Genomic DNA, 12388 nt, shown 5'->3' with positions numbered 1-12388 from the left:
AGAGGTATACATTAGCAAATTATAGCATTAAATATGGCAAAACAAATAAAATTTAGTCTCATTTATAGAGATATGTGGCAGAGCTCAGGAAAGTTTCAGCCACGCAAAGATCAGTTAGTAAAGATAGCTCCGGTGTTCATAGAAATGGGTTGTTTCGCACGTGTAGAAACAAACGGTGGTGCTTTTGAGCAAGTTAATCTGCTGGCTGGTGAGAATCCTAACGAGTCAGTTCGTGCTTATACAAAGATACTTCATGAAGCAGGTATTCAGACACATATGCTTGATCGTGGATTAAATGCTTTACGTATGTACACTGTTCCTGATGATGTTCGTGCTATGATGTATCGTGTAAAGAAGGCACAGGGTGTAGATATTCCTCGAATATTTGATGGTTTGAATGATATCCGTAATATAGCACCTTCAATAAAGTGGGCTAAGGAAGCAGGTATGATACCACAGGCAGCTCTTTGTATTACTACTTCTCCTATCCATACAATAGATTATTACACTAATCTTGCAGAAGAGTTGATAGCTGCAGGTGCAGAAGAGATATGCTTGAAGGATATGGCAGGTATTGGGCAGCCAGCTTTATTAGGACAGCTAACTAAGAACATAAAGGATAAGCACCCTAACATTGTTATAGAATATCATGGCCATTCTGGTCCGGGTCTTTCTATGGCATCTATGCTTGAGGTGGCAAAGAATGGTTGCGATATCCTTGATGTTGCTATAGAGCCTTTGTCATGGGGTATGGTACACCCTGATGTTATTTCTGTTCAAAGTATGTTAAAGCATGCAGGCTTTGATGTGCCAGAAATAAATATGGACGCTTATATGAAGGCGCGTGCTATGACTCAAGAGTTTATTGATGAATGGTTAGGATATTTTATTAATCCTAAAAACAAAATATCCAGTTCTTTACTTCTTGGCTGCGGCTTACCCGGAGGTATGATGGGTTCTATGATGGCAGATTTAGGTGGTATTCATGCTACTATAAATAATCTTCGTAGAAAGAAAGGAGAGCCAGAGCTTTCTACAGACGACCTTTTAATTAAGCTCTTTGACGAAGTAGCTTATGTTTGGCCTCGTATAGGTTATCCTCCATTGGTAACACCTTTCTCACAGTATACTAAGAATATAGCTTTAATGAATTTGTTAACGCTTGAGCAAGGCAAAGGACGCTTTGTCATGATGGACGATTCTATGTGGGGAATGATATTAGGTAAGAGTGGTAAGGTACCGGGCAAGATAGCTCCAGAGATAGTAGCTTTAGCCAAAGAGAAAGGATTAGAATTTACTACAGCCGATCCTCACACCCTTATACCTTTATCATTAGACGATTTCCGAAAAGAGATGGATGAGAATGGTTGGGATTATGGACAAGATGATGAAGAGCTATTTGAGCTTGCTATGCACCCAGAGCAGTATCGTAACTATAAGAGTGGTCAGGCAAAGAAAAATTTCCTTGCCGACTTGCAAAAAGCTAAAGATGCAAAGTTGGGCGCAAGTGTTAGCATAGAAGAGGCTACTGCTTTCAAACATGCTAAAGCCGATGCGTTAGTAGCTCCTGTTAAGGGACAATTGTTCTGGGAGTTCCAAGGAGATGGCGAGGCAGCACCTGCTATAGAGCCATTTATAGGTAAGGAATATAAGGAAGGAGATGTCTTCTGTTATATTGTAGCTACTTGGGGTGAGATAGTTATAGTACCAGCAGCTCTTGGTGGTAAACTTGTAGAGATTAATGCAAAGCAAGGAGCTAAGGTAAATAAAGGAGATGTTATTGCTTATATAGAGCGAGAGCACAAAGATTGATAACTTTCTATAATAAATAAAAATAGCAATCCATACGATAGAACACTTCTTACGTATGGATTGTTTTATTTTATAAGATCATTTTATTAATGGATTATATTGCTATAATAGATAAATATTATTCTGATAATGATAAGTTAAGACATCTTTTGTTAGAACATAGTATGGATGTTGCAGATAAAGCTCTTGCTATAGTAGACTCTCATTCTGACTTAAAGGTAAACAGAGCCTTTATAAAAGAGGCGGCAATGTTACATGACATAGGGATTTTCCTTTGTGATGCTCCCAGCATATTTTGCTTTGGAAGTGAGCCTTATATTTGTCATGGGCGTTTAGGAGCTAACCTGTTGCGTAAAGAAGGTTATCCGTTACATGCTCGAGTTTGTGAGCGACATACAGGAGCAGGTATAACAAAGCAGCAGATAATAGATTGTAATTTGCCTCTTCCCAAGCAAGACTTTTTACCAGAAACGGTTGAAGAAGAAATTATTTGTTATGCTGATAAGTTTTTCTCAAAAAGCAAACCTAATGTTACTAAAACGTATGAGCAGGCTATAAAGAGTCTTTCTAAGTTTGGTGAAGAAGGTATAATACGTTTTAAAAACTGGGCAGTGAGGTTTGAATAACATTTAATAGTAGTGTTTTTATATTATAAAAGTAGATGCGTTTTCTTATGGTGAGACATAAGGATAAATATAAAATAAGACCGTGTATTATTATAGCATAAAACTATTAATACACGGTTGATAATATTATTAAAGACAAAACAAGTAAAACGTTCTCTATTTATTTAGCTCTATAGTTTTTTCTACATCTAAAGCATCTGCAATAATAGATATAGGATTAAGCACCTTATAGCCTGAAGACATTTCTATTTGCCATTTGCAAGTTTCACAATCTGTAGTAACATAGTCGGGATTAACGTCCTTAATCTGCTTGAAAAGGTCATTACCTATTGCTTGAGAATTGGCATAGTTTTCTTTTTTGAAGCCATAAGTTCCTGCTATACCACAGCATTGAGAGTTGAGTATAGTGAGTTTTAACCCAGGTATCATACGTAAAAGCTCTGTACTATAAATAACCCAGCCCATACGTTCCATGTGGCAAGCCGAATGATATGCAGCATGCATCTTGAAATCTTTGCGGAAAGCGAGTTTTATTTTCCCCTCTTCTATAAGGCGATATAAGAAACGAGTAGCTAAAGTTATGCCTTCGCGTATATCATCATTATCTATATTGAGAAGATGTTTATATTCGTCTCGCATGGTAAACGTACAAGTAGAACTTGTTGTAAGGACTATACGATTATCATTCTTGTATGATTTTCGTATGCTTTCCATATTTATTTCTCCCTGTCTGCGCGCTTGCTTTGATAGTCCATTAGCTATTAAAGCTACTCCGCAACATTTTTCTTTTTCCAACAAGTGGACACCATAGCCACAAGCATTCATGATTTTTACAAGATCTTTTCCAAGTTGTGGGAAGTTATAATTTACATAGCAACCATGAAAATAGCTGACATGCTTATCATAATCATTTTGTTTAGATGCAGCATACTTCTTATACCATGTTTCAAATTTTTGAGTAGTATATGCAGGGAATTGTCTGTGTTTGTCTATTCCCATGACATTATGAAGTATAATCTTTGTTGGTTTTAAGGATAAAGAAAAATTGACAAGTGGTGCTACCATGTTTGACATTGTTCCGACAAAGTCAGTATTTGCCAACATTACATCGCGCAACTTAGGAGTCTTTTTACTATATTTAATACGCGAACTTTGTATGATGTCTGCAATTCGTACATTATGTGGGCAAGCTACTTCACATCTTTTACAGTTAAGACACAGCTTGAGTATCTCTTCAAAATATTTTTCGTTCTTTAAGCGATAACGTTCTACGTCAGGACCTGAATGTTTAGGACCGGGATACTTAGGCTCAACAGCTGATACAGGGCAATATGCTGTACAGATAGAACATTTTAAGCATTGTTCTAAGTTGTTTTTACTTATGTTTTTTAATTGAATACCTTCCATAGTCATTAGCTTATTACTTTAATATATCCTTTGTTACTTGCAAAGCTGTTAATAATGAAACACCAGTACCATCAGCTTGCTTGATATGGTTATGCCCTTCGAGCACAGAGCCTATGGCATACATATTAGTAATGGTAATATCTTTTTTAAAAGGATGAAACTTTGAGTCGGTTGCAACTCCATAGTTCATATAGGCTTGAGGCTCGAAAACCGATTCTTCCGACCATTCTTCACGATTAGAAGAGGCATGTACGTCGAGGTTAAGAATAGGCTCAAAGATATGTTCATAATCACTTACTAATCCTTGACTCATAAATGATCCTGTTGCAAGAATATAATTGTCAGCTTTTAATTTCTCTTCAGGAAGATGGTCGGCAGTAAGGTATTGTACCTCACCATCATTTATTTTACCACCATTTATCCTGTTGCTTACAAGCTCAACTCCACCATGTGCCTTAAAACTATTCATCATTGTCATAGCAACGCGTACTCCCATCACAGAAGGGGGCATAGGCATTATATAATATAAAGGTGTAGTTACCAGTTTGCGTAGCATTTCATCTTCGGTAGAATTGCGTAATCCTGCTACTGCAGGGAAAAGAATAGTATCATATCCTGATAACTTATTTATTTCTATAGCTATACGTTCTATTAGATTTTTGTCGTGGATTACCTTAGCTATATTTGTAGCTCGCATTTCAGTAGGATTGCGACGTATATAATCGAACTCTTTTAAATGAATGCTTTTTAATTCTATATTTAAGCCACAGTTGGAAAGTCCGGCTAAAATAAAGTTAGTAGGAAGATCCAAAAAACCAGCAATATTTACTAAAGCAACCTTTTTATGTGCAAGTTTTTCTCCCATTTTACATGTAGCCATTCCCTTAATACTTATCCATGTTGGCTTTAATGTTCCCATTGGGGTGATACGATAGTGGTTTCTTTCAGCACTTCCTATGGTTTGGATACCGCATGAATTTAATAATACTTGTGCTTCATTAGCTAACAAAGCTATCTTTTCTGCCCCTATTTTAGTATATGGATGTTTTGCATTTAGATACTTTATAGCCTCTAAAGTTTTTTCTATTTCTTTGCCATTAGCATCATATCCTAATAAATCGAACGAACCAGACGCGAAATGTAAGCTGCTTTGCCCATTAGTAATAATAGCTACCCGTTGTCCTTTTGTAGCTAACACATTAGCTGCAGTTAAGCCACTTAGTCCACCTCCTATAATAATAGTATCAAATTTCATTATTTTTCCTCCAAAGATGCTTTAAGTTTGTCTAATCCACATAAATCTTGATAGATATGTGCTGATAGCTGCGCCTCGCTAAGCGATTGTCCCCATGCTACAGGGCGCATACCTTTCCATCGTTCATTAATAAATTCTAATAAATCTTCTTCTGACTTTTTTACATTATTTCCACAGATAAAATTAGCTGCACGACAAGTACAAAGCTCTCCTTGGCAAGTACCCATACCTACACGAGTGCGTCGACGAAGATTTAATAGGTTATGTACATGTAATTTCTCTATTGCAAATTTTGCTTCTGCAACACTGACTTCTTCACATTCGCATATAAGAGCAGAATCTTCAACGGTGTCTAATTTTAGGTCTTTCGCAAACTGTCCATGTCTGCCTTCAGCAGCATTTATTGACGTGCTGTATCGTTTGCCATGTGAATCTTTTATGATTTCTTCTGATCCTGGTAATGGTATGGTTGCAGTTTGGCAAGGCTTATTAATGTTAAGTTTTTTACAAGCAAGGTTAGTTGCTTCTTCTGCCATTAAGCGATAAGTCATCATCTTGCCGCCAGTGATGGTGATAAATCCCTCCATTCCATCTCGTGAGGCATGATCTAAACATACAATACCTCGGCTAATATTCCTTCCTGAGGGATCGTTATCTGCTGCAACTAATGGGCGTACACCAGCATATGCACGTAAAACACGTGTAGTAGCAAGGCTTGGAGCTAATTTTTCGCCTTCTCTTATTAATAAATCTACCTCGGCGTTTGTAACCTTTAGATTGTCTATAGTATCGAAAGGAACACGATCGCTCGTAGTACCAATAACACAAACGGTATCATCTGGCACTAATATGTCGGCATTAGCAGGCTTACGACAACGATTTATAACCATATTGTTAACACGATGTCCAAATATAAGCAATGTTCCTTTGGCAGGAAACATATTAACAGTTATTCCTGCACGTTTAGCTACAAGATGCCCCCATATTCCTGCTGCATTTATTGTTAATGAGGAGTGTATATCATAAACGTCTCCTGTTAAGTTGTTACGAAGAGTTACACCTACCACTTTGTCTTGTTTTACAATAAGGTTTGTTACTTCATGGTAAGTTAGAATATCAGCTCCATGATTTCGTGCGTCAAGAATGTTAGCTGCAGTTAGGCGGAAAGGGTCGATAGAAGCATCAGGGATACGTACCGCACCTATTAGATCAGGGTTAACCGCAGGCTCTATGTGGCGCGCTTCTTCGGGATCTATGATCTCTGCGTTAATGCCAGCTTTTTGACAAGCTTCTACAAAAGTAGCCTGATAAGCCAAATCGTCTTCGGGAAGAGTGATGAAAAGTCCATCGGTTTCTTCTACGCAATGGCGTGCTACTTTGCGAAGGATCATGTTCTCTTTAATACATTCTGTAGCCGAGCTTTGATCTGTTACGGCATAACGTGCACCACTATGGAGTAATCCGTGATTACGTCCAGTAGCCCCATTAGTAAGGTCATCTTTCTCTACCAATAGTACTTTCATGCCTCGCATAGCACAATCGCGTGCTGTTCCTGCACCAGTAATACCACCGCCAATGATAATTACATCATAATGTTTAGTTGTAAAATCCTTCATTTTAAATATGTCGGTTGTTTAATAGATTATTGTTTATGTTCAACGAGACTAAGACCAGTTGTTTTTTTTTGATACGAAATATAAAACATTTCTTTGCGAAACAAAAATACAATAAGACGTTTTTATATCCAAAGAATAGCTTTATTTTTAACTATTTTTTAAGATAAGAAAGTCTTTCTTCAGTGTTCTTTTTAGCTGTTTGCGCAAACATTTCACTAAGTTATAGTAAATGTATATAGTATGTTGTATAAAAATAAGTGTTTGGTAGTGTGTCTTTAAAATGTAAAATAATATGATTTTTACGTAATGAAAGTGTTTTTTGAAGCCGTTAATATCATATAAAAAAGTTATAAAAAAGCACTATTCCCTAAAAAAGTAAATAACTTTGAGAAAAAGTATTATCTTTATTAGTACCTTTGAAAAATATATTTAGTATACTATTAAATAAATAAGAAATAAAAACTTATCTTCATATGACAAAAGAAGAAAGACATTCTATCATTTTAGATCAGCTAATAAAGAAAGATTCTGTTCTTGTTACTGATTTAGCTTCCATACTTAATGTAACCTCGGTAACAATCCGTAAGGATCTAACAGAATTAGAAATACAAGGTAAGCTATATCGTAGTCATGGTAAAGCTATTCTTATAGATCCGTTTACAATTAACCGTTCTGTTAATGATAAAGAGCGTTTATATCAAGAGGAGAAGATGTCTATAGGTTACGAAGCAGCTCAGCTTATTACTCACGACGATTCTATTTTGATAGCATCAGGTACTACGTTGCATAATTTTGCTCGTTGTATTCATCCTAAACATAGGCTAACGGCTATGACCTCTTCTACATCTATTTCGCAAATTCTATCTCAAAAAGAAGATATAGATATTATACAGTTAGGTGGAACACTTCGTCACAGTTCGTTATCAGTAGTGGGTGATTATAGCAAAATGATGTTAAGCGAGTGTTCTTTTAGTAAGCTTTTCCTTGGAGTAGATGGTATAGACTTTGATTTTGGCATTACAACAACTGATATACGTGAAGCCCGCCTTAACAAAGCCATGATGGAAGCATCTCAAAAGATTATAGTTTTGGCCGATTCATCTAAGTTTGGTAAGCGTGGCTTTGCAAAAATTTCTAATTTAGAAGAGATTGATATAATTATTACAGATGAGCATATAAAGAAGGCTGATGTATTACGCATAGAGGAGTTAGGTATAAAGCTGGTTATAGCTCGCGGTAATACACAAGTAAATAGTAAACAATAATTACCTTTTTCTTATACGAAAATTAAACAATAAAATATTTTTTAAATCAATGAAAATTCCAGATATCTTTAATGATATTCGCCCTTTTGAGCCAGAGGAGTTGCCTGCTGTGTACGATAGGTTGCTTGCTAACCAACAGTTTAGGGCTGTTTTAAGTTTTTTATATCCAGATGTACCTTTGGAAGTGATAGCACAACAGATGCGAGCTTGTAAGACTAATTTAGACTTTCAGTTAGCTTTTTGTTATAAGTTTTTGAAAGAATTGCTTGCTAAGCAAAGTACTGGTTGCGATATGGATATATCAGAGATTTCTAATAAGGAGTGTTATACTTTTATGAGTAACCACCGTGATATAGTGCTCGATTCAGCTTTATTAGATATGTTGCTCATAGAAAAGAAATTTTCTACTACTTGCGAAATAGCTATTGGAGATAATTTGCTTAGTATTCCATGGGTACTCGACATAGTACGTGTTAATAAAAGTTTTATAGTAAAGCGTGGGTTATTGGCTCGTGAGCGTTTAGCCTTTAGTCATACGCTGTCTGCCTATATGCATTTTGCTATAAAAGAGAAACATGAAAATTTATGGATAGCACAACGTGAAGGTCGCTCAAAGGACTCTAAAGATAGAACACAACGTTCTATTCTTAAAATGTTAACTCTCGCAGGAGAGGGTAGTGCTTTAGACAGGCTTAAATCTTTACGCATATCGCCATTAGCTATTTCATACGAATATGATCCTTGCGATTATCTTAAAGCTGCAGAGTATCAGGCACGGCGAGATAACATTAATTGGGAAAAAGGTCCTATGGACGATGTTATAAGTATGCGTACTGGTATAATGGGATATAAAGGTAAGATTCATTTGCATGCAGCTTGCTGTATTAACGATTACCTTGATTCTTTAAAAAAGGTAGAAATGAACAATTCTGAGCTGCTTGACACTGTAGCATTACATATAGATAAAGAGATATATCGTAATTATAAATTGTTTCCAAATAACTATATTGCTTTAGATCTATTAAATGGTTGCGAGGATTATAAGGATTATTATACGTTAGAAGAGGAGCGTAAGTTTGAGCAATATCTTAATAACCAGCTCAATAGGATAGAGATACCTAATCGTGATGAGGAGTTTTTAACTAAACGTATGCTTGAGATGTATGCTAATCCGGCTAAGAACTATTTAGACTCTATTTAGTAAACTGCTTTTTATGACTTCTGTTTTTTAATTTTATATATAAAAGTTGTTGTGCTATTTATGTTACAAAACAGCATTTATAAGTAAAAAATGAGGGTGTGCCAAAAATGGTATACCCTCTTTCTTTATAAGATATAATCTTGTTAATGTATGGTGTTTTATATACTACAACTTACCTGTTGTTCTTTTATTAGTAGTATTTTATACTAAGCATCTGTTACTTTTTATAATACTTCTTTTAAGTATTTACCCGTCAAACTTGCATTACATTTTACTATTTCTTCAGGTGTTCCTTCTGCAATGATACTTCCTCCGTTATCACCTCCCTCAGGTCCCATGTCTATAATGTGGTCAGCACATTTTATTACGTCTAAATTGTGTTCTATAACGATTATGGAATGACCACGTTCTATTAGTGCATAAAAAGCCGTAAGTAAGCGTTTAATATCATGGAAGTGTAAGCCTGTAGTGGGTTCATCAAAAATAAATAAGGTAGGCTCTATCTGTTCTTGTCCTATGAAATAAGCTAATTTTACGCGTTGGTTCTCTCCACCGGATAATGTAGAGGAACTTTGTCCCATTTTTATATATCCTAATCCGACATCTTCTAAAGGTTTTAATCGTTTAACAACCGACTTATTTTTATTTTTTGTAAAAAAGGAAATAGCCTCCGATACGGTCATTTCTAAGATATCGTATATGTTTTTTCCATTATATTTTATTTCTAAAATTTCTTTTTTGAAGCGTTTGCCGTGGCATGTTTCACATTTTAGTGTTAAGTCTGCCATGAATTGCATTTCTACTGTAGTTACTCCTGCTCCTTTACACTCTTCACATCTTCCTCCTTCTGCATTAAAAGAAAAGAATTGTGGTGTATAACCCATCTGTTTTGATAGTTTCTGATCTGCATATATTTTACGAATTTCATCGTAAGCTTTAACGTATGTAGCAGGATTAGAGCGAGTGCTTTTCCCTATAGGGTTTTGGTCGACGAGCTCTACATGCTTTATTTTTTTCCAATCTCCTTCCATGCTTGAGTATTCGCCAGGCATATCAGCAGCTTCGTCTAACTTACGTTTTAGTGCAGGGTAAAGAATTCCTTTTATAAGTGAAGATTTTCCGCTACCACTTACTCCGGTAATAGCTGTAAAAATGTTAAGAGGAATCTTTACATCAAAGCCTTTAAGATTGTTCATACGCGCACCTTTTATGTTTATGTATAAATTCCATGGGCGTCGTGTAGATGGAACTTCTATCTTCTCATTATGAGTAAGATATGCAATGGTATGCGATAGTGGATATTTCTTTAAAAGTTTGTTTATAGCATCTTTGTCGTTTAGCTTACTGTCTAACGTTTTCATGTTGCCTTCAAACACTATTTTTCCTCCCAAGTTGCCTGCATCAGGCCCCATGTCTATCAGATAATCGGCTGCTCTCATTATTTCTTCATCATGTTCTACCACTATTACCGTGTTACCACTTTTTTGTAATTCTTTAAGAACATAGATAAGGCGTTCGGTATCTCTGCTATGAAGTCCGATAGAGGGTTCATCTAAAATATAAAGAGAGCCTACTAAAGGCGAACCTAATGAGGTAGCAAGATTAATGCGCTGACTTTCACCTCCGCTTAATGTGTTAGATTGTCTGTTAAGGGTAAGGTATCCCAGTCCTACGTCTATGAGAAATTGTAGCCTATTAATTATTTCCACCAGCAGACGTTTACTTATATTTTTTTCATTATTAGGCAGCTCTAAATTGTCAAACCACTTTTTTAGTTTTATAATAGGCATATTTATTAAGTCGGTTATGGCTTTATCTGCTATTTTCACCCATGATGCTTCTTTTTTTAAGCGGTTTCCGTTGCAGTCAGGGCAAGTAGTTTTCCCTCTATACCTACTCAACATTACACGATACTGTATCTTGTACTGATTTTCTTTCAGCATTTGAAAAAAGGCATTAATGCAAAATTTGTCATGAATGTCCATGTTTTTTTCGCAAGGTAGTCCTTTCCAAAGCTGGTCTTTCTGTTTTTGTGTCAGCTTATGATACGGCTTAAAGATAGGGAAATCGTCTTTTGCAGCACGGCGGCAAAATTCTTCTTTCCATTGTTTCATCTTATCGCCATGCCAGCATTGCACGCAGCCATCGTATACAGATAGTGTGGTGTCGGGAATCACTAACCTTTCGTCTATTCCGATAACACTACCAAACCCTTCACATGTAGGACAAGCTCCTATAGGCGAGTTAAAAGAAAACATATTATCATTAGGCTCATCGAAAATAATACCATCTGCTTCAAAGCGTATAGAGAAATTGTAAATAGTTTTTGAGGGTAAAAAGAGTAATAATAGCTCTCCGTGTCCTTCAAAAAATGCTGTTTCACAAGAGTCTGTAAGTCGAGAGATATTATCTTTTGTGCCATCTAAAGAGAGACGATCTATTACAAGGAAAACATCTTTTTCATTTATATTCTTATCGTGAGACTTTTCTAAATAGTCATCTATTCTTATAAAGTCGCCATCTATATAAATGCGGTTATAGCCTTCTTGCATATTCATTTCTAACTGTTGTGTAAAAGTCCTATCTTCGGCTATATGTATAGGTGTTAAAATGCAGAATTTAGTCCCTTCTGGATATTCTTTTACCTTTTCTATTACATCTTCTATAGAGTTGTGTTTTACCTCTTTTCCGCTAATAGGACTATATGTGTGCCCTATCCTTGAAAAAAGCAAGCGTAAGTATTCATATATCTCGGTAGATGTCCCTACTGTAGACCGAGTATTCCTTGAGATAACCTTCTGCTCTATAGCTATAGCAGGAGGTAGCCCTTTAATAAAATCGACATTAGGTTTTGCCATTCTGCCAAGAAACTGCCTCGCGTATGCTGATAAGCTTTCAACGTATCTGCGTTGTCCTTCTGCATATAAAGTATCAAAAGCTAAAGACGATTTTCCTGAACCTGATACTCCTGTGATAACGATAAATTTTTCTTGTGGTAATTTTACATTTATGTTTTTTAGGTTGTTTACCTTTGCACCCTTTACCTCTATATATTTCTGCATAAAAAGATTTTGAAATCCTGTATTTAGCCCACTGTTTTTTTGTGAGTGATATGAATATTGTTTATGAAAAACAAAAGTACAAAAAAAGCGCAACATGACAAAATAGTTATTATGTCCTTGCAATATATTAAAAATCATTATTTT

At 35.8% G+C, this 12388-nt stretch carries 8 protein-coding genes; 4 read left to right on the top strand and 4 right to left on the bottom strand.

What is annotated here, in order from left to right; translation table 11 throughout:
- The first annotated feature begins 33 nt into the window (after positions 1-33).
- Positions 34-1812, top strand: coding sequence for a biotin/lipoyl-binding protein (locus tag HMPREF9018_RS07630; protein ID WP_008450092.1), 1779 nt, complete (start codon positions 34-36; stop codon positions 1810-1812).
- Between the two features lie 89 nt (positions 1813-1901).
- The gene (locus HMPREF9018_RS07625) at positions 1902-2438 is read left to right on the top strand and encodes an HDIG domain-containing metalloprotein (RefSeq protein WP_008450110.1); all 537 of its coding nucleotides are present in this window, start codon (positions 1902-1904) and stop codon (positions 2436-2438) included.
- Positions 2439-2594: 156 nt separating this feature from the next.
- Here the strand turns inward: HMPREF9018_RS07625 and glpC are convergent, their stop codons facing one another.
- The 3 genes from glpC to glpA are packed head-to-tail and all read right to left on the bottom strand — an operon-like array spanning position 2595 to position 6716.
- A complete protein-coding gene (gene glpC / locus HMPREF9018_RS07620; protein WP_008450147.1) occupies positions 2595-3845 on the bottom strand; it encodes an anaerobic glycerol-3-phosphate dehydrogenase subunit GlpC in 1251 nt (416 codons plus the stop codon).
- A 13-nt stretch (positions 3846-3858) separates the two neighbouring features.
- Positions 3859-5100, bottom strand: a complete 1242-nt coding sequence (gene glpB, locus HMPREF9018_RS07615; RefSeq protein WP_008450096.1) for an anaerobic glycerol-3-phosphate dehydrogenase subunit GlpB — start codon at positions 5098-5100, stop codon at positions 3859-3861.
- Complete coding sequence (gene glpA, locus HMPREF9018_RS07610) at positions 5100-6716, bottom strand: anaerobic glycerol-3-phosphate dehydrogenase subunit A (protein WP_008450077.1); 1617 nt, start codon at positions 6714-6716, stop codon at positions 5100-5102. Before glpA ends, glpB begins: the two co-directional genes overlap by 1 nt.
- Before the next feature lie 473 nt (positions 6717-7189).
- Here glpA and HMPREF9018_RS07605 point away from each other — a divergent pair, with 473 nt between their 5' ends.
- The gene (locus HMPREF9018_RS07605; RefSeq protein ID WP_008450061.1) at positions 7190-7981 is read left to right on the top strand and encodes a DeoR/GlpR family DNA-binding transcription regulator; all 792 of its coding nucleotides are present in this window, start codon (positions 7190-7192) and stop codon (positions 7979-7981) included.
- A 49-nt stretch (positions 7982-8030) separates the two neighbouring features.
- Positions 8031-9182: a hypothetical protein gene (locus HMPREF9018_RS07600; RefSeq protein WP_008450075.1), complete on the top strand. Its 1152-nt coding sequence runs from the start codon at positions 8031-8033 to the stop codon at positions 9180-9182.
- A 224-nt stretch (positions 9183-9406) separates the two neighbouring features.
- On the opposite strand, the gene uvrA is transcribed toward HMPREF9018_RS07600, so the two are convergent.
- Positions 9407-12244 carry an excinuclease ABC subunit UvrA gene (uvrA, locus tag HMPREF9018_RS07595; RefSeq protein WP_039864669.1) on the bottom strand — a complete coding sequence of 946 codons (2838 nt, stop codon included), beginning with the start codon at positions 12242-12244 and terminating at the stop codon, positions 9407-9409.
- Positions 12245-12388: the final 144 nt, after the last annotated feature.

The organism is Prevotella amnii CRIS 21A-A (assembly GCF_000177355.1).
Classification (GTDB): Bacteria; Bacteroidota; Bacteroidia; order Bacteroidales; family Bacteroidaceae; genus Prevotella; species Prevotella amnii.
The sequence above is the reverse complement of the archived record's forward strand: the minus strand, read 5'-3'. Positions and strand labels throughout refer to the sequence as shown.